The organism is Legionella busanensis (assembly GCF_900461525.1).
GTDB lineage: Bacteria > Pseudomonadota > Gammaproteobacteria > Legionellales > Legionellaceae > Legionella_C > Legionella_C busanensis.
The window spans coordinates 497,428-521,788 of sequence record NZ_UGOD01000001.1 but is presented as its reverse complement, the minus strand read 5'-3'; the positions used below and the strand labels follow the sequence as shown (position 1 = coordinate 521,788).

Here is a 24,361-nt window from a genome sequence, read left to right as displayed (position 1 = left end):
TTTAATTAAAACTAAAGCGTTAATATTGATAGCCCAGGCTATGGCTATCCCCCGCCTGGGCTAGTGAGCCAATCTGCTTAGCGAGAGCCTTTACTGCTCTTACCACCTTTTGATTTAGCTTCCTTAGATAAATTAGAGCTACGGCTACTAGTAGATTTGCCCCCATGAGAATGAGCACCGCCTTTTGATTTAGCTTCCTTGGATAAGTTAGAACCACGTCCTTGCATAGGCATAATAATCTCCTCGTTTATTTAAATAAATTATTCAAATGTAAAGATTAGTACATAGGTTGAAATTTTGCCAATTGCTTAACTTTTAAACTTAAATCTCTTTGCGAATGTAATTTTTTCCTACTTAGTTATGTATTAATAACAGCAAAATTTTTATTCACATTATACTAGAATTAAAGCGTCTTTAACGTCATGGAGATTAAAGTGACACATTTTAAACCTGTTGCTTTTTTTCTTACTGTCTTTTTAACACCGACACTCTCTTTTGCTCAAATTATTACTGGCGAAGTTATTCGTATCCTTGATGGTGATACCTTAGTGGTATTGATCGACGGTAAATTACCAGAAAAAATAAGATTAACAGAAATTGATGCACCTGAACGTTCCCAGCCCTATGGTAATCGCTCAAGGCAGGCGCTTGCTGATCTTTGTTTTCGCAAAAAAGCTATCCTTAATATTAAAAAAAGGGATTATTATGGACGTTTATTAGCTCGAGTCCAATGCAATAATATTGATGTTAATGCTGAGCAAATTCGAACCGGCATGGCTTGGGTATATGATCGCTATCATACTACTGATAATAGCCTTTATAAATTACAAGAAGAAGCTAGGAAAAATAAAATAGGTTTATGGGCCGATCCTTATGCTTTTCCACCTTGGCTATATAGAAAACGTTAAGTTTGAATTTGTATTAGCTTAAAATTATCATTAGAAGCTAGCTAACAATATAATACGCTTATACTATAAGGCTATTTCTTAAGATATAACGATTATTAAAATGAAAGAAATTATTCTAGCTACCACTAATCAAGGCAAAGTTGCTGAATTACAAGCGCTGCTTTCACCAATTTCCTGTCTAAGTCAGCTAAATTTAGGTATAGATAGCATCGCTGAAACAGGACTTAGTTTCCTTGAAAATGCGCTAATAAAAGCCCGTCATGTTAGCCGAATAGCCAATAGACCTGCTTTAGCTGATGATTCAGGCTTAGTTGTTCCCGCTCTACATGGCGAGCCGGGTATTTACTCCGCACGCTATGCAGGAACACAGAATAATGATCAAGCAAATATGCATTTACTTTTGGAAAAGTTAGCTGACGTTCCGGATGACGAGCGGGACGCTTTTTTTTATTGCGCTATTGTTCTAATACAATATCCTATGGATCCTACGCCATTAGTAGCCTTTGGCCGCTGGTCGGGCAAGATTGCTTATGAGCCAGCTGGTAATCAGGGTTTTGGTTATGATCCTATTTTCTATCTACCTACTTATCAATGCACAGTAGCTCAATTGCCTGCTAATATAAAGAATAAGCATAGTCATCGTGCCCAAGCACTCATACAACTAAAACAGCAACTTTCATTACTATGACAACGGAAGATGAATTATTTAAAAAAGCCAATCAGCTGCATAAAGACGATAAATTGCCACAGGCAATTAAAGCCTATGAAACGTTGCTTGGTCAAAATCCTACTCACACAGAAGGCCTACATTTTTTAGCTCTAGCTTATGCTCAACTTGGTGATACTATACAGGCTATAGAAAATTTTAAAAAAGCCTTAGCATTAGATCCTAGTAATCCTATTTTATACAACAACTTAGCTAATACTTATAAAAAGAATTATCAATTTAATGAAGCTATCCTTAACTATCAGAAAGCCGTTAAAATAGCGCCAGATTATGCACAAGCATATAATAACTTAGCCGGTATTTATGCAATGCAGGGTATGCATCAACAAGCACTCCATCATTATCATCTTGCCTTAAAAAATGCACCTGATTTTACTGCGGCCCATTTTAATTTAGGTTTACTTTTCGTTAACCTAAATAAATTAGATGCAGCCCGTATTCAATTTCAAAATGTTTTAGCCTTAGCTCCAAAGCATCTAGATGCTTTATTTTATTTAGGTGTTTTAGCACTTGAAATAAATGATTTAACTCATGCAGAACAAGCTTTTCAGCAAGTATTAGTAGAAAATAATGGTCATGTCGATGCATTAACAAACCTGGGTGTTATAGCAGTCAAGCGAGATCAAGGCCAGTTAGCTGTTGATTATTTTAGTAAAGCATTAGCACTTAATAACGATCATATTGAAGCACGCAATAACCTAGCTGCAACTTTTATGCATCACGACCGTTTTGAAAATGCTTTAATGCATTATGATTATTTATTACAAAAAGATCCCAACAATATTGAATATCTTTATAATAGTGGTGTCGCGCAAATGGCTTTAGGCCACTTAAATGAGGCTATTAATCATTTTGAACATTTACTCAGTGTAGAGAATAAACATTTTGCTACCTTAAATAACCTTGCTGCAATTTATATTCGTCTTAATGATAAAGAAAAAGCAAAACAATTACTTTTACAAGCACTCATTGTTAACCCCGAAGATAAAGCAAGTCAGCATATGTTAAACGCGCTATCTGGATTAGACAAACCAGTAGAAACTGCACCCGAATATGCAGCCAATTTATTTAATAATTATGCTTTATATTATGATGAACATGTACAAAAGTATTTAAAGTATTCACTACCTCAGCAGATTTTTCATGTTTTGAGTGATTTAAATATTACGCATTGCGAGAAAACACTTGATTTAGGTTGTGGGACAGGCTTGACTGGCCAGGTATTACGCGATATTTCTCAGCAACTCACTGGGGTAGATATTGCCAAAAAAATGCTTGATTGGGCTCGTCCTAAAGGTATTTACGATAAGCTTATTGAAAGTGAAGCACTTAGCTACTTAAAAGTGGAAAAAGAATTATATAATTTAATTGTTGCGGCCGATGTTTTGCCTTATTTTGGCGAACTTTCCACTTTATTTCAGCAAATAAGTAATCATCTCGAAGCTTTAGGCTATTTTATTTTTAGTACAGAGATTAGTTCTACTATGCCTTGGCAATTACAAGAAAGCGCACGTTTTAGTCATAATGAAGAGTATCTAGAACAATTAGCAGAAGCTAATTCTTTAAAAATAATTTTTAAAAAACAAATAGTAGCTCGACATCAAGAAGGTAATCCTTTACCTTCTTGGCTAATAGTTATGCAGAAAGATAACTTTTCACATAGAAGTGGTAAAACTTCCCTCTAAAGTCTGGTTTATTTTCAAAAGTCCAATTAATATTCTTCCTGATTTAATTTTACTAATTCTAGTCAGGAAATATGGTGAGCAAATTAAATTATCATTTACTTAATAATATTCCCAGTTACTATAGAAATGCGCTTGGTTATTATCCCGACATGCTTGTCTATCAACATAATGCAAAACAATATGAACAACATTGGCAAAAATTAATACATGCAAAATACATTTATACGAATGGTTATAATTTGAAACCTGTGGGTATATTGCGCTATACGTTTGAATTATTTAAAGGCTGGTTGGGTTACAATAACCATTGTGAACCTCAAAAAGTACAGCTTTCACTATGTAAATTTGCTTACTATGGTTACCTAAATAATTATTCGCAAAACGTTCTACAACAACCGTTAACTTCTTATAAGATTCCTGAGCAATACCTTAAACTTGTTAAAAACTCGCGTAATGCAGCAACATCAAAAACCTTACAAGATTTGCTTATTAGTTACTATCGAAGCAATTCGAACTCAATACCACAGATACCTACTTTACCTTTTACATCTTATTATGCTTTTGGAGATTGTTTTAAATTTATAGAACAATGGGCAGAAATACCGAGACTTGATCCACAATCACATAATTTAATTACAACAACCTTTCATAAACTTGAATATGAGCTTGCAATCAAAGACTATCCTTTCTACCCAGGTAGTTACTATGCCGAACTCACTGCCCAAAGTTATCTTGATAGAGCGAAAGATAAGAAAAATAGCTTGTTATATCGTTGGTCTTGGTTTAGCGACGCACAGCAGCAAACCCATTATCATTTACAACGTGCCATATTTTTTAATCCCAATATCATTAATCAAAATTTAACTTTATATATTGATTATTTTTTAGAAAAACGTGAATTAGAACAAGCTTTCAATCTAATTACTCAACTTCCAGATTTAAAACAAGCTGCTAATTACATAATTTTACACTATGAAGCAGCCAATCAACTTGCGCTTATCAAGCCTAACACTCCTTTAGCTAAAGAATTAGCTCAATATTACATACAGAAAAAAACGCTTATTGATGTACAGCTTGCGACGCAATTGGATACTGAACTTGCTCAAACTAATCCAGTAGATATATTTCACTTATCTATAGCTGAAAAACAATATGATAAAGCCTATGATTTATGGTTAATCAATCATAATAAATATAGTTTTGATTCTAATGATTTAATTAAATTAGGTAATTATTTTAATGAATTAGGTGAACAAGCCTATGTTAAGGGAAAAGCCTATCGAAAAGCAGAGCAATGGCAAAAAGCTACTTTAGCCTATCAACAAAGCTTCGAAGCAAAAAGGAAAGCATTAAAAGTTAACCCCACTGAAGAAAGGAAAGAACAATACTTTATTCACATGCGGCTTTATGCTCAACTACTTATTCATACTAACTTAAAACAGCATCAGCCAGCACAAAGTAATATTGCTGAAATCGAAAAAGCCATTAAATTATTAGATAAATGCGTTTCTAAGGTAGTTGACAAAGAAGAAAAACAACTTCTTAGCAAAGCATTAGCGAAGGGACTAATGCGTCAAGTTGACTATTTAGTTCACCTATTTTTAGTACCTGCTGACTATGATAGCGATCGTGACACTCGTATACAACATAAAACAAAACATCAAACGCATTTTACTCTTGCCTTAGATGCTCTTCATCGAATAACAAAATTACTTACAGGTTGTAAAGATCCAAAACAAAAAAAATTATTGGGAAAAGCTTACTTTCTATTAGGCGATATTGCTAATTTTTTTGATCTCAACTTGCCTTATGCAGAATATTTTAAAAAAGCCATGGAGATTGTACCAAGTAATCCATTTTATCTTTTACGTTGTAGCGAACTATTTGAAGAGCGACAAGAAGATTTACGCTCGGTTGCTTTGCCTCTGCTCAAAAAACGGGGCTTCACCACAATTGATTACTATAATTGGTATAAAGAACGATGGGAACAAGAAACCTATAGAACAAGTCCAATTAAAGATATTCACTCTTTAGACATAGCAGTCAATCCCCCTGCCCCGCGGTTTGCTTTTCTTTAAGTAGGCAAGCTTTTTTGCCAATCTTGCTTATTAGGAGTTCTATTAAGATGCCAACCGAAGAACCGCTCAGTCATCCCCACGCAGGCGGGGAACTATTTATCAATTAGCACTGAAGTTAATTTCTAGATGGATTCCCGCCTGCGCAGGAAAGATACTCATTATCTACACAACAATGCCGCGCCGAAATGACAAAATCTTTAAGTTGATGCCAATTAACAGTTCTATAGCGCCACTTGTGCTTGGTCTAAAATTTAGCAGCGCCATACTGATAAAGCGCATTAAAAAGGAATAGCCAAGTCTTTCCCGACCCTTAACAGTTCTTGCTTAAATAATTGTTGGATGCTATCTAAACTTGTTTTATCTTGCGCTTCGAAACGAGCAACTAAACAGGGGGTGGTGTTAGAAGCTCGAATTAATCCCCATCCATGTTCAAATTCAACACGTATGCCATCAATCTTTATAATTTTAGCCATATTAAATTCTGCTAATTCACTAAATCGCTGCATAAAATTAAATTTATCATCCTCATCAATAATGATTTTAATCTCTGGGGTATTAACGCTATCAGGAATCATTAAAAATTGATCATTAACAGATAAAAGACTTTCGCTAACTATCTCTAATAAACGACACGCACTATAAAGTGCATCATCAAAACCATACCACCCATCTTTAAAAAAGAGATGCCCACTCATTTCCCCTGCTAAAGCGGCTTCAGTCCTTTTCATAACATCCTTCACGATTGAGTGACCAGTCGGACACATTTGAGCGAGTCCCCCAGCAGCTTCAATAACTTCAGCCAAATGTGCTGAACATTTGACATCGTAAACAATCGTAGCGCCAGGTTTATTTTTGAGTAAATGGCGAGCATAAAGCATCATTAACCGATCAGGCCAGATAACTTTACCTGTATTAGTGACAACACCAAGCCTATCTGCATCGCCATCAAACGCAAGTCCAATATCTGCCTGGTGTTCAGCAACCGCGTTCTTTAAATCAATTAAATTTTCTTCAACAGCCGGATCAGGATGATGATTAGGAAAACGGCCATCTACCTCACAGTAAAGTGGAATGACGTCGCAACCTAAGTTTTGGATAACTTCTGGAATAATAGCACCAGCTATACCATTGCCACAGTCTACGACAACTTTTAAGTGACGCCTTAAAGTTAAATCGCGAATGACTCGTTGTTTATAAGCAGGTAAAATATTTAGGGTTTCGGATTCTCCGGCACCTTCTATAAAATCAGCCTTTAAAATAAGTTGATAAAGAAGATCTATATCTGCTTGAACTAATGTTTTACCAGCTAAGACAATTTTAATGCCATTATAGTCTGCAGGATTATGACTACCTGTGACCATCACACCAGAGTCTATGCCACATTCATGCGTTGCAAAATACATCACAGGCGTAGAAGATTTACCTAAATCAACCACGCTAATGCCACTGTCAAGCAAACCCTGTTTTAAGGCAGCAGCTAAACTAGTACTCGTAAGGCGGCCATCGCGAGCAATGACTATTTTCTGCCGATTAAGTTCATGCATACGCGAGCCAATAGCGCGACCTATACTATAAAATGCATGCTCATTAAAATCGGTATCAATAACACCACGAATATCATAAGCTCGAAATACAGCTCGATTTACTTTTTTAATTTCATATTGCATTATGCCCTCCCTGAGCTACCAAAACCGCCTTCTCCTCTATCTGTTGCGCTAAAATTATCTACTACTTTAAATTCAGCTCTAACAATAGGCAAAAATACTAATTGAGCTATTCGATCACCAGGATGAACAGTAAAATGTTCTTGATTACGATTCCAACATGAAATTTTTAATTCACCTTGATAGTCAGAATCAATTAATCCAACTAAATTGCCTAGAACGATCCCATGTTTATGACCTAAGCCAGAACGAGGCAAGATGACTGCTGCTAAATCAGGATCAGCAATATAAATTGCTAAACCTGTTGGCAGTAAAACAGTTTCTTGCGGGGCAATTTGCAGTGGCTCATCAATACAAACCCTTAAGTCAAGCCCTGCTGAACCTTCAGTAGCATAAGTGGGTAAAGGAAATTTTTCTCCTAACTGAGGATTTAGTATCTTTAATTCAATTGCCTGCTTCATAAATTTTTATACCTTATATTAAACAGCGTCATTTTGAATAGTTATCGCAAGAATTTCAATAATTTGCCCAGCTAAACAAACTTTATTTGTGATTGGTAAATCAACTTGTTTATTAGCTGTAATTACGGTAACTGCATTATTATCACTAGCAAAAGCAAGACCTTCACCAACTTGATTTGCAATAATCATATTTAGCTGTTTTTTCTGTAATTTTTGTTTAGCATACTCAAGAACATGGTCTGTTTCAGCTGCAAAGCCAACAACGTAAGCCGCCTTTTTAGTTTGAGCTACAGCGAGTAAAATATCAGGATTAGGCGACAATTCAAGAATTAAATTTTCTTCCACTTGTTTTTTTATTTTCTTATCGGCCCGAGTGATAGGAGCATAATCAGCAACAGCAGCACAACCTATAAAAATACTTTTTGCTTTTAAATGCTTCATAACTTCATCATACATTTGTTTGGCTGTAACAACTTGATAGATTTTTACTTCAGGTGGCACAGGTAAAGTAGTTGGTCCACTTATTAAAGTTACATTAGCACCTGCGATAGCTGCCGCCTGGGCTAAAGCATAACCCATTTTTCCTGAACTATAGTTAGAAAAATAACGTACTGGATCAAGCGGTTCACAGGTAGGGCCTGCTGTGATTAAGATATCTTTGCCTTTTAATAATCCATTAATCGAATATAATCGCAGCGTATTAATAATGTTATCTATTTCACTTAATCGGCCATAACCATATTCTCCACAGGCTTGCCCTCCTTCTTCAGGGCCACAGAATAAAACGCCTCGTGTTTTTAATATTGCTACATTGCTTTGTGTGGCTTGATGCTTCCACATACTTTGATTCATAGCAGGGCAAATTAAAACTGGCGCTTCTATGACAAGATAAAGAGTTGATAATAAATCGTCAGCAAATCCATGGGCTAATTTAGCCAAGCAATTCGCCGATGCTGGCGCAATAATTAGGTAGTCAGCCCAGCGAGCTAATTCAATATGTCCCATTGCTCGTTCAGCTTGTGGATCAAATAATTTATTACGCACGTCATTGCCACTTAAAGCTTGTAATGTTAAAGGCGTTATAAATTGTTCTGCAGCTTCAGTCATAACTACTCTAACTTCGGCGCCTAATCTGGTTAACTCTCTGACTAAGTAAGCAGCTTTATATGCAGCAATCCCACCACAAATTCCTAATAAAATCTTTTTATTAATAAAATCTTGCATCATTAACTCATTCTAAATAAGAATATCCTGGATCAAAACACAAACCTCGCTATAAAGGAATAACTAGCATGAATTTACCAACCAACCCTTTGCGCTTGCGTGAAAAATTAATGATACAGGGCGCTCATAATTTATCCGATCTTGAGCTATTAGCCCTGTTTATTAGTACAGGCAATAATAAAAAATCTTGCCTAGATCTTGCTTTTGCATTATTAAAGCGCTTTGGCGATTTACGAGCCATTCTTAATACCGATTTTAACAATTTCAATCAAGTAACCGGTCTAGGATTAGTACGCTACTTGCAACTACAAGCTAGCAAAGAAATATGCCGGCGTAGTGACTTTATCTCGCTTAAAAAAACAATAAAACTTACTAATAGCCAAGAAACTTATACCTTCCTCAAACGACAATTAAGAGATAAACATAATGAAACTTTCTCAGCGCTATTTTTGGACAATCAACATCGAATTATTCATTACGAAGAACTTTTTCAAGGTACAATTAATACAGCCTATATTTATATAAGGCCTTTGATTGTACGTATTTTAAATTTAAACGCAGCAGCCCTTATCCTTGCTCATAATCATCCATCCGGCTTATCAGATGCAAGTCCACACGATTTTACAATAACAAAAAAAATTCAACGGGCTTTAGACTTAATTGATGTGAAATTACTTGATCATTTAGTGATTGGTGACAATGAAGTATTTTCTATACTTAATCAAGTTAAATGGCTTTGTCATTAGTAATTCTATTCTTATTAGAATTTAAATGATTTTTATCTATCTGCCTAAATAAAACTCACATTTTAGGAATTGTAGCTATACTTAAAAGAGCTAAGTTTTAAGGCAATGGATCATGGACCATATATCACGATCAAAGATTCTTGAGCTTTCAACGGAACAACCTGTTGGGCTCATTTACTCACGAGCAGATTTAAATCAATACTTGGTAGAGTTAATTACCTTTAAAAGAGCTGACTATATTCATGCAGGGGAAGATCTCGCCAGCTTTTCTACAGTGGATGAAGCAGTTCGAAATGCGCGTGAATCAGGTGCAACCTGCTTTTTTCTTTGTTTAGATAACACCTATGATGAATGTGGCTCACTACCTACAGAAGAGCGCTTTAATTACCTACCTATTGCTCCATCAGCTGAGCCTAGTACTGGGATATAAGGCTTTATAGAAAGTTTTAAGTAAGCTCAATCGTGACTCTCGCTAAGGAGCTCGTATGGCTGAACAAATAATAGATGCACTTGTAGTAGGAGCAGGACCCGTTGGTTTATTCTGTGCTAACGAATTATCTCGACATGGAGTAAGTTGCCGTATTATTGATAAGAAATCGACATTAAGTGATAAATCAAAGGCTCTAGCTATTCATATCCGTACCTTAGAAACGTTTGAAGATACTTCTTTTTTAAATGATGTGCTTGCCGAAGGCCATAAAGTCTATGGTGTATTATTAAAATCAGATAATGGTTTACTGTCTGAAATTAACTTTGAAAAAATAGGCAGCAATTATAATTTTTTAATTGATTTACCACAAAATAAAACTGAGGATATTCTCTATAAGGGCTTGTGTGCAAAAAATATCCCTCTCGAATGGCAAACAGAACTAATTTCTTTTCAAGAAGGCGAGCCTGTTATTGCTTTAGTTAAAAAAGCGAATGGCCAAACTGAAGAAATTGCTACCAAGTGGATTATTGCCTGTGATGGCGCACATAGTACGCTACGTCATTTGTGTAATGCCAAATTTCTAGGCGCTGAGTATAAACAACAGTGGTGGCTTGCTGATCTATATGCGCAAGGAGATTTGCCTGAAGACAAAATAGTGATTTATACAAGTCTTAATGGCCCTCTCGTTTGTCTCCCTATGGGAAATAAACGTTACCGCCTGATTATGAGCATGCCTGCTAACAAGCAAATACAACCTACTTTAGAAGATATTATTACCCTTTTTAATAAACGAAGCTCAGATGAAGCTAAGCTTTATGATCCAATCTGGCTAGCAGATTTTTCCATTCACCATCGCCAAATTGATCATTATCGCTACAGCCACGTTTTCTTTTGTGGAGATGCTGCTCACATTCATAGTCCGATGGGTGGCCAGGGACTTAATACAGGTATTCAAGATGTTTATAATCTGGTCTGGAAATTAAACTTAGTACTTAAAGGCTATGCTAGGGACACTTTATTAGATAGCTATCAAATAGAGCGGTATCCGATTGCTAAAGCTATTTTAAAGAAAACCGATTTAATGACAAAAATGATTTCTCTTAAAAGTAAGCCTTTAATAAATTTACGTAATAAGCTTATGAGTAAATTTACTTCCTATGATTTTTTAATGTCTCCAGTTGTTAAAGATTTAGCTGAACTTAATATTTCCTATGCTAAAAGTCCTATAGTAAGTGCTAAAGGTCAAAAAACTCGCTTTCATATTGGCGAATTTATTCCAGCTATAACTTTAAAATCTCTAAGCCAGCGAACTTCCAAACTTCTAGAAACAATTTGTCTAGGAACCCTTCATAATGTATTTGTTTTCTTACAACGAAAAGATTTCAATGAAGTTGAAGGAAAATTAATGGATTTGACTCAAAAGTATAAACTTCTTTTGCATATTCATTTAGTCTTATTAGATTCTTTAAATATTAGTTCACAACTTCCTTCAATTTGGCTAGATGAAAATTATATTATTCAAGACCGATTTAATATTAAAAATTCTGCCACAATGGTTGTTCGTCCAGATAAATATATAGGATATATAGAATCTCCTTTTAATCTTGAGCATCTTAAAGATTGGCTAGAAAGTATTTTTAATATAAATTCAGACGAAGCAATATAGGTAAAATTAATTGTTAAATTTAGGCGTCCTTAACAAGCAGGTGGTATAGCTAATAATGTGTTACTCTATTAGAATTACTTTAAGCCTACTAATTGCTTTATTAACCTAAAAATTAACAACAACTACTAATAAAGCTTATGAGGATACTTATGCGCTTTCTAATTAGCTTATTTACCCTTGGAATATCTTTTTATACTTCTGCTGATACAATTGATCATTATATGAATATTTTTAATAATATTCCTAAAATGCAGATGAAGGCAGATCCACAAGCTCAAGCTTGGGCTCGCTCTGCTAGAAACATATTAATCTTAGCTGATGAGAGCATTGCAGAAACACTTGCGCAAGGAAATGAATTAGCCAAAAATCAAGGGCGTCCTTTTTTCTGCCTACCTACAGGCACAAATCTATCTGCAGAAACATTACACGATATTATTATTCAAACTTACAACAACCTTTCAAGCCAGCAAAGCGATAAAAATAAAATGACAGTATCGCAGATTGCCTGGCTAGGCGTTATACAAAAATATCCTTGTCAAAAACAACCAATGGCACCAGGTTTAGGCTTTAACAATCAAAATCAAACTATGCAGCATTCAGAAACTGCACCTTTAAATAAAAAATAATTCTATTGCAGAGGTCTTATTTAATTTAAAAGTGATCCTTATAAAAATTTCTGCCTTAAGTAAAATTTATAATCCAATAAATCTACAGTTTTTAAGTATATTCAACGACTAAATCATTTTTTGCAGAATCGTTAATTTCAGTATAAATTATTATAGCAGTTTGCAATAAACTATTACTTTTTTCCCAATTTGGATTAGATGAATCTCTCTGAGCTGCTTTAGCTACTTTAGACATGAGCAATTTACAGCCGCTATGGATTTCATCGACATTGGGTTGTGCCTCAAAGCTTCCTCTACTCCAAGAGCTAAAACTATTTAATGTCTGAGTGGTAGCAGCAGGTTCACTATTTGATAAGTTAGCCAAGTATGTTAACACAGCCGGCAAATCTAAATCTTTTATACAGGCTAATAAACTTTTTCCCCTAATATTAAGCAATAATATATCTTCATTTTTAAATAATTCTTCTAATAGATTAATTAAAGGCTCTATTTTTTTATAATTAGCAATTTCCTTTATTTTTTCGCTAATTTTAACTAAATTGTCTTTAGCTTCTTTCGCCATTATTAATCCTTCTTGTTCTTCCTCAATCCATTTCTGAAGTTGATCATAGACAGTTTTTACTGGCAGAGTGGGGCGTCTGTTAAAGATAGATAGTATTGTTTTTAAATTATAATTAGAGCTAGGATTTGGACGCTTTTTAAGCGCTGATGAAAATAGTGAGATAACCTCGCTATGAGTTTTATTATCATCTAAACTCTTTATTAAAGAGTTTATTAATTCTTGTTCAGATTCTACTTTACTCTTATCCCGACAAGTTTCTAATTGAGATCTATACATCTCTAACATTGATTTTTTCATAAAATACCACCCAATAAAAAAGATATTTTATTATACAAAGTTAATATTAAGAGATTATTATGAATAATTTATGCTCGAAAATTAGTTTTTCTAAAATGAGATTAAAGTCAACTATAAATTTAACTAGGTGTAAAACTATTATTCAAAATAATAGTTTTACAAGAATTAAACGATAAGTTAAAACCAAATTATTGACTAAATTCTTCAAAAGCTTCTAAAGCTTCTGCCGCATACATTAAAGAAGGCCCACCGCCCATATAAACCGCCATTGCTAATGTTTCCACTAACTCTTCTTTTGTGGTTTGTAGCTTAACTAGCTTTTGCGAATGAAATCCAATACAGCCAGGACAGTGATTGGCCACAGCCAAAGCCATAGCAATAAGCTCCTTTGTCTTTTTATTTAATGCCCCGTCCTTCCCTGCTGCTTGGCCTAGAGCTGCAAAACTTGCCATAACGTCAGGCATTTCTTTTTGCATTTTAGCAAGCTGCGTATTAATTCCTTTGGTAATATCATTAAATTTTGTTGACATAGACTTAAGCTCCTTTAAATTAGCCATGAGAATATAATTGTCTTAGCACGATACTATGCTTTATGATTTGTTGCTAGTTTCTTAGAATTAATCCGATATTATTTATACTCTCCGCCCTAATCAATTGTACTTTGTCCAAAATTAGCAAATAAGGTAATAGTAAATCTTTTACAGTAAGTGTTAAGTGGGCCTATTTTGACCCGTTCCTTACTAGGCACTTTATGGAATAACGTTGTTACTTTTTAAATTTAACAAATCAGACCATAATTGCTTTGCAATTAGCCCATGAGCAGGCTTTTGTAAACGGATAGCTTCCAATGGCACTAAGCGCTCATCAAGATGATGACCAGATAAAATTTTTAAACGACCATTATTTAATTCATTCTTAATAAGATGTTTAGGTAAACGTCCCCATCCTAAGCCAGCTAAAATGATTTCTTTTTTTGCTATTACATCACTTACCGTCCAGTGCTTACATTGCTCAATAACGCCAAATGAAAAGTTAGTTTTAGATGAGTCTTTTAAAATAACTTGCATACAATCTTTAAGCGTGTCTAGGTTACTTAACTCTTCTTTATATTGTTCAATAAATTGCGGTGTTGCAACAGCCGGCATTAATACTATAGCAAGCGGTATCACTTCCACCGCGTGTTTAGAGATTAAATTTTCACTAATAATTAAATCAGCCTGGCCTTGTAATAAACGTTCGCAGGCCCCGCCTAGGGACTCAGAAAGGAAATGAAAGTGGGTTTGCGGAAACTGAGCAATCCACTGACGAAATAAATTTTCTAATTTGTTTAAGGGGAAGAAGACATCAATTGCTATAGTGATATCTGTTTCCATATCCTCCTGTAGTAACTCTACAAATTGATTAAGATGCTCCCAATGTGCAATCAATGTTTTAGCACGTTGATATAATTTTTCACCTTGGCTGGTTAACTTTGGCCGATAGTAATTTCGATCAAAAAGAATCAAATCTATTTGCTCTTCTAATTTTTTAATTGCATTTGTAATGGCTGGCTGGGATTTAAACATCGCTTGTGCTGCAGCATGAAACCCCCCTTTTTCAATGACAGTTATAAAAACTTTTAAAGCATCAAAATCAATCATGATTATATTTATTTATCAATTTAATAAAATAATAATATTATCAATTTATCAAGATTTTGACTAGGATGAGAATAATTCGTATTTAACAGGAGATAATATGATGCAGGGGATAGCTAAAGAAATTATTGCCTTACTTTTAAAACAGAAGCGACAGGTAAAATCGTATGCCCTAAATTGCCAGGGCAATTATTGTTCTAACTGTCAAGAGCCCCATTTGGCTAAAGTGGTGCAGGCCATTATGATGGAGCAACCACTTACTTTAATTTTGCCCGCCTTCCCAGCAAAATCAGCAAACCGACAAAAAACAATTTCATCTCGCCCAGACTTAGGTGAGATTATGGGTTTAAAAAATCTTAATCAGCTATGTCATGACATTAAACAATTACATACCCCCGGTGTTCAGCTTGTTATTTGTTCAGATGGCCGCGTTTTTAATGACTTAGTGTTAGTTGATGATAATGATGTTGATATTTATCAACAAGAAATTAAATCGATTATTGCAGCAAATGAATTAACTTATTTAAGTACATTTTCGCTAGATGATGTTTATACACATTGTAGTTATGACACGATGCGAGAAAAATTAATTAAGGAATTTGGTGAACCTTTACCTTCATTAAAGAAAAGAATTCTTGCTAATGAAATACTTTTATATCAATTTAACGGTATTCATCGCTTTATTATTGAAGACCGATTGTATTTACGACAAAGTATTTCTAAAAATCAAGTACGTAAAGAAGCAAAACTAGTTGCTTATGAGGTACTAAGGCGTTCCAATGCATGGTCTCATCTATTAGCAAATTATTTTCCTTATGCAGTGCGCTTATCAATTCATCCACAGCCATGTGGCTCAGAAAAACTAGGTATTCAATTTTTACCTGCTAATAATTGCTGGGCAACACCTTGGCATAATGTTTTACTTAAATATAAACATTCTTGGCAGTTAATTAAGCGGGCAGAGGCAGAGCGATTAGGCGCTAAATTTAACCATGATCATTATGTTTTGGAGGCTAGCTAATGATTACCTTACCAATAGAAATTCCTTTTCATCCTTATCTTATTGAAAATAGAAACCAAAAAAGTTTGGCTGATTTTAACTTAAATAATCTTTTAGAAGAGACAAGACGCCATAAAATAATACTATTGCGAGGTTTTGAAGCGCTGACGCGAGATGAGTTATTAAATTACTGCTCATCCCAGGCAAAACTACTACATTGGGATTTTGGCCCAGTTATGGAAATGCAGCCTGATGTAAATGCTAAAAACTATTTATTTACCCATAGTGATGTACCTCTACATTGGGATGGCGCGTTTTATCAAGAACCTCATTTTTTATTCTTTCATTGCTTAGAGGCGCCTAAGCAAAATACAGGTGGTGAAACACTATTTGTCAATACAGAAACCGTTTGGAATGATGCATCCGATGAGCAAAAACAAGCGTGGCTTAACTATGAATTGACTTTTTCTACTGAAAAATTAGCTCACTATGGTGGCCATATTAAACGAAAACTAATTGCCAAACATCCAGATACAGCAAAAACAATCATGCGGTTTGCCGAACCTGTAGGCGAGGATTACCTTAATCCAGTAGAAGTGAATGTAATAAACAAAAGTAAAAATGAGTCACTATCTATCTTACAAAGTATTAGCCATTTAATGCGCAACCCACAGTATTGTTATCAACATCAATGGCAAACGGGTGATTACCTTATTGCCGATAATTTTTCACTCCTACATGGACGCAACGCATTTAGTGAAGTAACGCCAAGACACTTAAGAAGGATTCAAATATTATGACGACGTATACTTTAATGCAGTTAAAACAGACTTCAACACCTAAAGAATTTGCCCATCATTTATGTGAGATGGGCCCTGTATTTTGGTGGGAGCCAGGTAAATTTTGGGTGGTTACTAAATATGACTTGGCAAAACAAGTTTTATTAAGTGAAGATTTTAGCTGCGATCGCAGTCCTTTTTTTATTTCTCGCATGCCTGAAATGGACTTATCATTAATTCAAGACTTTTTTAAAGTAGTGAGTAAAATGATGGTGATGAGTGACGCGCCTGACCATACGGCAAGACGCCGTATCTGCTATCAAGGCTTCACTAGTCAAAAACTCAATGAACTTAAACCACTTATTGAACAAACGTTAAAGCGAAGCTTAACGCGTCTTAAGCCCAATGAACCTTTTGATTTTGTCAAAAATATTGCAGAAGTTATTCCATCAACAACGTTAGCAGAGTTGTTTGCTATTCCTGATAATGAACGCCTAGACTTTTATAATTGGTCTAATAACATGACCCAGTTTTTTGGTGGCTCAACAACTTATTTCAATGAGGATGGCATTAAAGTTAACAATAGCGCAAAAAATTTATATAATTATTTTGCTAACTTAATTCAGCGCAAACGTACAAACCCTGAAGATGATTTTCTAAGTACCCTTCTAAAATATCAAGAACATTTTAATTTGAATGATGACGAAATTATTTCTCAGGCAATTATGATGTTAGTTGCAGGACAAGTTACTACCACCGATCAATTATGTAACAATCTCTATAGTTTGCTTTCCATCCCTGGTCTTTGGCAGAAAATGGGTAACCAACTTAATGAGTTAGATGCATATATAGAAGAAGCCAATCGACTAGATCCAGCTGTTACTTTTATTTTCCGGGTGACAAAAAATGATACTTACATAGGTAATCAGTTTATTAAAGCAGGCAGTGTAATCTTTATTTCTACGCATGCTATTAATCGCGATCCTGATTATTTCCCTAATCCGGATGAGATAGAACTGAGCACACGTTCAAATGCTCATTTTAGTTACGGTTATGGTGGCCATTTTTGTTTAGGCGCAAAACTCGCGCGAATAGAAATGCATTTAGTGTTTAAAACACTGTTACAACAGTATCCAACTTTGCAACTCGCTAACCATTTGCCAGCGATTAGAAAGCATCATAGCTTATCCTTTTCTGGCTTTGAACAACTATGGATAACATCAAATTAAATACCAGTGCTGTTAAAATAATTTAATATTTTAATACTATTCTTAGTGGTTTTAATTATACAATTTCAAATTCATTTTAATTTACTTTATATTGTGCTGTACAAAATATTTTGTACAGCACAATATAGTGGTAGTGTAATACAATCGTCTTTCCAAATCATTTAACATGAATAATTTGTAGATTTCATGACACCTATAATGAAAACATATAAATAATAAATGGCATATAATTATATGCCGGTTTATTTTGAAGATTCTATTTATAATTTAGATGTATTTTACTTTTAGAATTTAAGAGTAGGCGTTTCTTCTTCTACAGTTAATGATTTAGAAAATTTCGACGTTAAATTTGCTAGCATTGAATATTTTTTAGGACTTATAAACTCTTTATTTTGTGTAGCAAATTCAATATATTTCCTTATTTCTTCAACTGGATCTTTGGCTTTTGTAAACTGATCATGCGTCGGGTTTTTAGCATCTATCAAGAAATGATAAATATTAAGATTTCTAGAATTAATTTTCATTGGTTCTTCATCAGCTATATTTTCAGCGACGAGTGATAAAGCTATACAGTCTGAGCCAAGTGAACTTTTTCGCAGGATATATTCGCCAGATTGAGCTATATCTAGCAAATTTTCAGCACCTTCTCTATTAATAATTGAATTAAATTTAAGATGTCCAACTACTTCAGGTCTTTCTGCTAAAGGAATTTGTTTAAAAATACTGTGTTTCATTATTCTTATCCTATTTTAAAAAAAAAATTATATATTAAATGAGCAAAAAAAACACATTATTAATAAGTTACTACCTAAATCGGATTGAAGCCGCAACTAATATTATTAATTAAATTAACAATAAAAATATCTAACTTAATTGATGGTTATATAATTTGCTATCCTTAATTTAGTGTTTATTATTAATTACAGATAGTTAATAATTAGATTACCTATTTTAGGGATGAGGTAAGTAAATAGAGTATTTACCGCAAGAAAATATAACGATTGCTTTAGTAGTAGATCTTGGTATAGGCGGCTTAAGGGTTTATTAAATTTTTTTAATCATTGCGATAACATGTCTGATGCTAGTAGTACCTTAAAAACTGCTTTAATGCCGCTATACAAAAAGTCGTAGATAGACCACTTTCTTACTTAATTATGGCTAGTGCGCTTGGTTTTTTCTTATCTGCTATGTTTCACCGTAAGTAAAAATTAGTTAACCTAGAAAACTAAATATTCCCATAAGATGCAGTTTAATCACTTCATCTTATAACTTTTGTTTAAATTGGAGGATGTATGCAAGAACAACAACAACCACCACAACATCAAAATCAGCAACCAGGTATCGAAGCAGAAATGACGCCCAAGCCTGAGTATCTTTCCCCCTCTTATAAGGGAAGTGATAAATTAAAAAATAAAGTTGCTTTAATTACTGGTGGCGATAGCGGTATCGGGCGCGCCGTGGCTTGTGCATTCGCCTTAGAAGGTGCAAAAATTGTCGTCCATTATCTAAATGAAGAAGAAGATGCAAAAGAAACTCAAAGGATTATTGAAGAAGAATTAGGCGGCCAGTGTCATTTAATTGCTCGCAATTTACAAACGTATAAAGCCTGCGAGGACATTGTTCATGAGGCAATTAAACAATTTAAACAATTAGACATTATTGTTAATAACTGTGCCGAGCAGCATCCCCAAGAATCTTTTGAAGATATTAGCTGTGAGCAATTAGAAGAGACTTTTAAAACCAATTTCTTTTCTTATTTTTATGTAATAAAAGCAGCATTGCCTCATTTAAAAAAAGGAAGCACTATTGTCAATACCACCTCAGTAACAGCTTACAAAGGTAGTGATCATTTAATTGATTACTCGTCTACTAAAGGTGCGATTATTGCTTTTACCCGCTCCCTTTCACAAAATTTAGTGCAAAAAGGGATTAGAGTTAATGCTGTTGCGCCAGGCCCAATATGGACGCCCTTAATTCCTGCCACTTTTTCCAAAGAGGAAGTTGCTGAGTTTGGCAATCAAGTGCCTATGAAACGGGCGGGCCAGCCATCAGAAATGGCACCTGCTTATGTATATTTAGCTTCTGAAGACTCTTCTTATATGACAGGTCAAGTTTTGCATCCTAATGGAGGCGTTATAGTAAATGGCTAATTAAATTTAGCGCTGTTATTATTAATCTAGTGAAGCGCATAACGTAAATTGCGGCTTGCGTTTTGCTAGATTAAGGTTAACTTCTGTATCTATCAACTGCGTGCTCCTTAAAAATCTAGCTGTTCAATGACTTGCACAACGCGGCCTAGCATGTTGCTATTGATATTATTCTCAAGAATCCCGAGCTTTTAAAAAAAGTTATCAAAAATCATTTTAGTTAAATTGTCGCACAAATTGACTTTTTTTAAATTATTTTATTTAAATATACACTTACGTAATCAACTTAGAGGTCTTATATGGCTTAGTTAAGACCCTTCCTATTAATTTAAATTCATAAAAATCAAAATTAAATCGCTAGCTTGGACTATATTAAGTAATAACGGGTTAAAAATTATTAAGGAAATGAGGGAGTCTCATGATAAAAGGCCTGTTATTATATTTAGCAGTTACATCAGCTTCTTTTGCTATGCCTTCACTGGATTTTTTCCAGCAAAAAGTAGCCAATACTTATAATTTAATGGGTTTGATCACGTCTATTTTTAATCCTACTGTACAAACTAATATACAAAATGATCCATTTAATGATATTAAAGCAATGCTTGAAAATAAGGATTATTTATTAAGTGATGCGGTTATTAATAAAGTATTAACTACCTTAAAATGTGCAACAACATATAATGTTGAACATAATAATGTTTTAGCTATCATTGATTACTCTCTACCATCTAGTGAAAAAAGACTTTGGGTCTTTGATTTAAACCAGAAAAAGTTACTTTTTCATACTTATGTTTCACATGGTATTAACTCCGGTACTCTCTTATCTAATTATTTTTCTAATAAATACAATAGTAAAGCAAGCAGTATTGGGGTTTATGAGACTGATAAAGCTTATCGAGGTCGCGAAGGATTATCTTTGCAACTTACAGGTTTAGATCAAAGTTTTAATGATAATGCCGCAGGACGCGCTATCGTTATACATCCGGGTTGGTATGTTGAAGAAGATTTTATAAAAAAATATGGTAGAGCGGGCCGTAGTTGGGGTTGCCCGGCATTGCCTGAACATTTAAGTGAAGCGATTATTAATACTATCAAAGATAAAGCATTATTAGTCATTTATTATCCCAATGATAAGTGGTTTGCGAAATCAAAATTTTTAAATTGTGATAATCATTCAACCATAGCGGCTGATGCACAGCTGTTCCCTGAGCTAAAACCAGATGAAGATAGTATTCCTAAAGAAGAAATACTTTTTGCTGATTTAAATAAAAATAATAAACGCGAGGAAAACGAACCTATTTTAGCAATTACAGCAGATAACTATGAACGCCTCTTTCAAATTAAAGTCCCCCTTTCTAGAATGCTACGCCGACAAATTAATAATACTGAATATGTAGCTCTTAATGGATCTGAATTTAAAACGTTAATAGCTACTAATAATATTCTTCTTAATACTAACAAAGATGATTTAAATGCAGTTTATTTCGTTATTCCAGAAGTCAAAATGAATCGTGGGTATTATCAAACGCAAATGAAAATTATTCTTTTAGGGAAAGCAAAAGATGTGCGACTTAACAGTACATCTCTAATAGAGAATGGTGATACCAAAGTATATAATATTTATTTTGATACTCAATCTTTTATTAGCTTAAAATCTACCAAGCAGTTTATTCGTTGGCTTGGCCTTTAATAGAGAGCGCTAATGTTACAGTCCTCATCCAGCATCAATTGTCCAGGTAATGATGCTAAATTATTTTCTGGAAAAATAATTCGGAAACCAGGCTCTAGAATTTGTCCTAACGGATTAGCTGAAATTTCAGACGCTTTAATTTCTATTCGTCTTTGTGCTAAGAGTGCATATAATTTTTCAACGTTGTGCTGCTTATTTAATTTTTTTTGACATTGATTAATAATTCTTTCGGCATTCTTTTGATAAAATTCTTTGGTATGGGTGATATCCATAATATTCGTTAATAGCTCTTTGGCAGTTTGATTTTTACTATGATTAAGATTATTAATAAAAATATTAAGCCAATTTGAAGAATAAGTTTTAGGAATATAACTTAAAAGAGCGCAACGTTTATTTGAAAAAACTGGATTGGTAATATCAATAGCTAATATATCAGCAACGAACTTCTCAGTAATTAAGCCTCTATCAACTAACTTTTGTATTGTTAATTGATCAGATAGTGATTTTATGGGCGTAAGCCAAGCATGATCTGCATCTAGCTGATTGGTTTCCGGGAAATGATTCATGGCCTTAGTGAGCGCTGCCTGATAATAATTACGAGAAATAATAATTGAGTTATTTTTTATTGCCGGCAATAACCTTGCGTCAATGAAAAAATCACCAGAAATTGTAATGGTGGCTTGACCCAAATCATTAGGTAAATTATCAGATATAAAATTAATTTCAACCGGACAAAATAACGGTCTTAATTGCTCTTGCCAGGTTAAATGATCATAGGAGAAATTTTGCGTAAGTTTGTTTATACCTATTTTAACATGCTCTGCTAATTTTTCTGCTGAAACTAAATTGACTAAGATTGCAGACAAATTATCATCAGGTTTTCTACCGCCAAAATCTAATGGCCTATTTTGTGTCCACCAATCATTATAAGGATTATATATCTCCTTCATAATAGGCCCCCCTTGGCCATGACATCCTGAACAACGAAGCCTTTGACCAAATTGGGGATGAAGAGGATCACTTTGCAAATGAAGTTTTTTATTATCAGCAAAAATATCTAGTGAATTACCACGATAAAACCACTGCCCTTTTTCCCCATCACCACGTAACTCGTAAAAATTAAATAACCTTTTTTGATAATCCCATGCAATGGCTTCAATCATTAAAGCACCTTTCGTAGGTGCCTGATTTGCAATTAAACGATTTTGTTCATCAATATCAGTAAAATGACCAAAGAAAAATTCACCAGATTCAATGATAGGAAATCCCTTTACATGTCCTGTAACTATTTCAAATAGACTAAAGCTGCCAAGGCTTGGATTGTGGAAGCCACGATTTGCGACTAGGGTCGTATGCAATGTTAATTGTTTATTTTTAAGAAGAGCACGTAAAGCAAAAACATCCGTTGGACAATCTTGGCTTTGTTCAATGATTAATCGCAAAGCATCATGGGTGGTAGGTGCTGTATTATTACTTGAATCTTTAAAAGTACAAGCAGACCAACAGAATACAGTATTATTTAAACATGCTAAAAGAATAACTACACGTAAGAACATCCTTTTCCTAATAAATTTTGCTAAAAGTTTAGCGATAAAGAAGCTTTCCTTCTTTACGTCAGAACTTATTTATATTTAATCTAGATCCTGTATAAATGCTTCGCATTTTACAGGATAACGTTCGTTTAGCGACCTAAAAAAGCCTTCATCTCTTTGTCGAACTCACGTTAATTAAAATAACGCAAGCCAATTGCATCTCTTACTTCCGTAAGCGTTGTTTTAGCTACTTCTCTTGCCGCAAGAGTACCTGTGATAAGGATATCAAGTACTTCATTGCGCTTTAAAGACGCTCGTCTCTCCCGTATGGGCTCTAATAAATTCTCTAGGGTTTGGGTGAGTAATTTTTTAATCACAGAGTCTCCTAACCCACCTTTTTTATAATGAGCTTTTAAGGCATTCACTTCTTCTTTATCTGGGTGGAAAGCATCTAAATAAGCAAATACGACGTTACCTTCTACCTGACCTGGGTCACTCACTCGCAAATGATTAGGATCAGTAAACATCATATAAACTTTACGTTTAACTTCCTCCGCATTATCAGCAAGAAAAATCGCATTTCCTAACGACTTGCTGGCTTTTGATTGCCCATCAATTCCCACTAAACGTGGCGTCTTACTAAGGATAGCTTTAGCCTCTTTAAGACAATCAGTATTGTAAATACGATTAAACTTTCTAACAATTTCATTCGTTTGTTCAATCATAGGCACTTGATCGTCACCAACAGGAACTGTTTCTGCTTTAAATGCAGTAATGTCAGCAGCTTGACTAACTGGGTAACAAAAAAATCCTGCCGGAATGGATAGATCATAATTTTTTTGCTGAATTTCTGCTTTGACAGTAGGATTACGCTCTAAGCGGCCAAGCGTTACTAAATTCAAGTAGTAAGTCGTTAATTCAGCAAGTTCTGGAATTTGAGATTGAATGAAAATTGTACTTTTAGTAGGTTCAATACCAACTGCTAAGTAATCTAAGGCAACTTCATAAACATTATCAATAATCTTCTCAGGCGTTTCAAAATTATCAGTAAGCGCTTGCGTGTCTGCAATCATTACAAATTGATTATATTCATCTTGGAGCTTAATACGATTAGCTAGAGAGCCAACATAATGCCCTAAGTGCAATTTCCCAGTAGGTCGATCCCCGGTGAGAATAATCTTTTTCATGAAAATCCTAGATAATTAAATAGCAATTAAAGAGATAAAAGCTCTGATCATAAAGAGGATATCGCTAGAAGACAATCTTTCGATAT

The 24,361-nt window shown here is 34.3% G+C and carries 23 protein-coding genes; 13 read left to right on the top strand and 10 right to left on the bottom strand.

Translation table 11 applies throughout. From position 1 onward, the window contains the following. Window positions 1-77 precede the first annotated feature (77 nt). The gene (locus DYH30_RS17890) at window positions 78-233 is read right to left on the bottom strand and encodes a hypothetical protein (RefSeq protein WP_160116140.1); all 156 of its coding nucleotides are present in this window, start codon (window positions 231-233) and stop codon (window positions 78-80) included. A 201-nt stretch (window positions 234-434) separates the two neighbouring features. On the opposite strand from DYH30_RS17890, the gene DYH30_RS02390 reads away from it, so the two are divergent. From DYH30_RS02390 to DYH30_RS02375, 4 genes are all read left to right on the top strand, one after another. Beyond that, window positions 435-908 (top strand): thermonuclease family protein, encoded by a 474-nt coding sequence (locus tag DYH30_RS02390; protein ID WP_242604717.1) that lies wholly within the window; start codon window positions 435-437, stop codon window positions 906-908. Between the two features lie 100 nt (window positions 909-1,008). Next, complete coding sequence (gene rdgB / locus DYH30_RS02385) at window positions 1,009-1,596, top strand: RdgB/HAM1 family non-canonical purine NTP pyrophosphatase (protein ID WP_115330119.1); 588 nt, start codon at window positions 1,009-1,011, stop codon at window positions 1,594-1,596. Then, window positions 1,593-3,320, top strand: coding sequence for a tetratricopeptide repeat protein (locus tag DYH30_RS02380; protein ID WP_115330118.1), 1,728 nt, complete (start codon window positions 1,593-1,595; stop codon window positions 3,318-3,320). The genes rdgB and DYH30_RS02380 overlap by 4 nt, the downstream gene beginning before the upstream one ends. Before the next feature lie 74 nt (window positions 3,321-3,394). Continuing rightward, entirely contained in the window at window positions 3,395-5,398 is a 2,004-nt protein-coding gene (locus tag DYH30_RS02375) for a hypothetical protein (RefSeq protein ID WP_115330117.1), read from the top strand. Between the two features lie 278 nt (window positions 5,399-5,676). On the opposite strand, the gene DYH30_RS02370 is transcribed toward DYH30_RS02375, so the two are convergent. The 3 genes from DYH30_RS02370 to coaBC are packed head-to-tail and all read right to left on the bottom strand — an operon-like array spanning window position 5,677 to window position 8,747. After that, entirely contained in the window at window positions 5,677-7,065 is a 1,389-nt protein-coding gene (locus DYH30_RS02370) for a phosphomannomutase/phosphoglucomutase (protein ID WP_115330116.1), read from the bottom strand. Then, window positions 7,065-7,523 (bottom strand): dUTP diphosphatase, encoded by a 459-nt coding sequence (dut, locus tag DYH30_RS02365; RefSeq protein ID WP_115330115.1) that lies wholly within the window; start codon window positions 7,521-7,523, stop codon window positions 7,065-7,067. Before dut ends, DYH30_RS02370 begins: the two co-directional genes overlap by 1 nt. Before the next feature lie 18 nt (window positions 7,524-7,541). Then, window positions 7,542-8,747 (bottom strand): bifunctional phosphopantothenoylcysteine decarboxylase/phosphopantothenate--cysteine ligase CoaBC, encoded by a 1,206-nt coding sequence (gene coaBC / locus DYH30_RS02360; protein ID WP_115330114.1) that lies wholly within the window; start codon window positions 8,745-8,747, stop codon window positions 7,542-7,544. Between the two features lie 68 nt (window positions 8,748-8,815). Here coaBC and radC point away from each other — a divergent pair, with 68 nt between their 5' ends. The 4 genes from radC to DYH30_RS02340 all read left to right on the top strand — a co-directional run bounded on the left by radC (window position 8,816) and on the right by DYH30_RS02340 (window position 12,215). Beyond that, a complete protein-coding gene (radC, locus tag DYH30_RS02355; protein ID WP_115330113.1) occupies window positions 8,816-9,493 on the top strand; it encodes a RadC family protein in 678 nt (225 codons plus the stop codon). Between the two features lie 112 nt (window positions 9,494-9,605). After that, window positions 9,606-9,923 (top strand): hypothetical protein, encoded by a 318-nt coding sequence (locus DYH30_RS02350; RefSeq protein ID WP_115330112.1) that lies wholly within the window; start codon window positions 9,606-9,608, stop codon window positions 9,921-9,923. A 55-nt stretch (window positions 9,924-9,978) separates the two neighbouring features. Next, window positions 9,979-11,589, top strand: coding sequence for an FAD-dependent monooxygenase (locus DYH30_RS02345; protein WP_115330111.1), 1,611 nt, complete (start codon window positions 9,979-9,981; stop codon window positions 11,587-11,589). Between the two features lie 149 nt (window positions 11,590-11,738). Next, on the top strand, window positions 11,739-12,215 hold the full coding sequence (locus DYH30_RS02340) for a phosphatase (protein ID WP_242604718.1): 477 nt from the start codon (window positions 11,739-11,741) through the stop codon (window positions 12,213-12,215). Window positions 12,216-12,306: 91 nt separating this feature from the next. Here DYH30_RS02340 and DYH30_RS02335 read toward each other — a convergent pair whose 3' ends face one another. The 3 genes from DYH30_RS02335 to DYH30_RS02325 form a co-directional block, all read right to left on the bottom strand. After that, entirely contained in the window at window positions 12,307-13,074 is a 768-nt protein-coding gene (locus DYH30_RS02335; protein WP_115330110.1) for a hypothetical protein, read from the bottom strand. Between the two features lie 188 nt (window positions 13,075-13,262). Beyond that, window positions 13,263-13,604 (bottom strand): carboxymuconolactone decarboxylase family protein, encoded by a 342-nt coding sequence (locus tag DYH30_RS02330; protein WP_115330109.1) that lies wholly within the window; start codon window positions 13,602-13,604, stop codon window positions 13,263-13,265. A gap of 219 nt (window positions 13,605-13,823) precedes the next feature. Beyond that, the gene (locus DYH30_RS02325; RefSeq protein ID WP_242604719.1) at window positions 13,824-14,714 is read right to left on the bottom strand and encodes a LysR family transcriptional regulator; all 891 of its coding nucleotides are present in this window, start codon (window positions 14,712-14,714) and stop codon (window positions 13,824-13,826) included. A gap of 97 nt (window positions 14,715-14,811) precedes the next feature. On the opposite strand from DYH30_RS02325, the gene DYH30_RS02320 reads away from it, so the two are divergent. Genes DYH30_RS02320 through DYH30_RS02310 form a run of 3 tightly spaced genes read left to right on the top strand, consistent with a single transcriptional unit; the run spans window position 14,812 to window position 17,719 of the window. After that, window positions 14,812-15,732 (top strand): isocyanide synthase family protein, encoded by a 921-nt coding sequence (locus tag DYH30_RS02320; protein ID WP_115330107.1) that lies wholly within the window; start codon window positions 14,812-14,814, stop codon window positions 15,730-15,732. Continuing rightward, window positions 15,732-16,511 (top strand): TauD/TfdA family dioxygenase, encoded by a 780-nt coding sequence (locus DYH30_RS02315; RefSeq protein ID WP_115330106.1) that lies wholly within the window; start codon window positions 15,732-15,734, stop codon window positions 16,509-16,511. The genes DYH30_RS02320 and DYH30_RS02315 overlap by 1 nt, the downstream gene beginning before the upstream one ends. Continuing rightward, on the top strand, window positions 16,508-17,719 hold the full coding sequence (locus tag DYH30_RS02310; protein WP_115330105.1) for a cytochrome P450: 1,212 nt from the start codon (window positions 16,508-16,510) through the stop codon (window positions 17,717-17,719). The genes DYH30_RS02315 and DYH30_RS02310 overlap by 4 nt, the downstream gene beginning before the upstream one ends. Before the next feature lie 284 nt (window positions 17,720-18,003). Here the strand turns inward: DYH30_RS02310 and DYH30_RS02305 are convergent, their stop codons facing one another. Beyond that, window positions 18,004-18,453 (bottom strand): SH2 domain-containing protein, encoded by a 450-nt coding sequence (locus DYH30_RS02305; protein ID WP_115330104.1) that lies wholly within the window; start codon window positions 18,451-18,453, stop codon window positions 18,004-18,006. Window positions 18,454-19,011: 558 nt separating this feature from the next. On the opposite strand from DYH30_RS02305, the gene DYH30_RS02300 reads away from it, so the two are divergent. Both DYH30_RS02300 and DYH30_RS02295 read left to right on the top strand, forming a co-directional pair. After that, a complete protein-coding gene (locus DYH30_RS02300) occupies window positions 19,012-19,869 on the top strand; it encodes an SDR family oxidoreductase (RefSeq protein ID WP_115330103.1) in 858 nt (285 codons plus the stop codon). A 415-nt stretch (window positions 19,870-20,284) separates the two neighbouring features. After that, window positions 20,285-21,556 carry a murein L,D-transpeptidase catalytic domain family protein gene (locus DYH30_RS02295; RefSeq protein WP_115330102.1) on the top strand — a complete coding sequence of 424 codons (1,272 nt, stop codon included), beginning with the start codon at window positions 20,285-20,287 and terminating at the stop codon, window positions 21,554-21,556. Here DYH30_RS02295 and DYH30_RS02290 read toward each other — a convergent pair. After that, a complete protein-coding gene (locus DYH30_RS02290) occupies window positions 21,553-23,112 on the bottom strand; it encodes a hypothetical protein (protein WP_115330101.1) in 1,560 nt (519 codons plus the stop codon). The genes DYH30_RS02295 and DYH30_RS02290 overlap by 4 nt on opposite strands. Window positions 23,113-23,279: 167 nt before the next feature. Continuing rightward, on the bottom strand, window positions 23,280-24,275 hold the full coding sequence (trpS, locus tag DYH30_RS02285; protein WP_115330100.1) for a tryptophan--tRNA ligase: 996 nt from the start codon (window positions 24,273-24,275) through the stop codon (window positions 23,280-23,282). Between the last annotated feature and the right edge of the window lie 86 nt (window positions 24,276-24,361).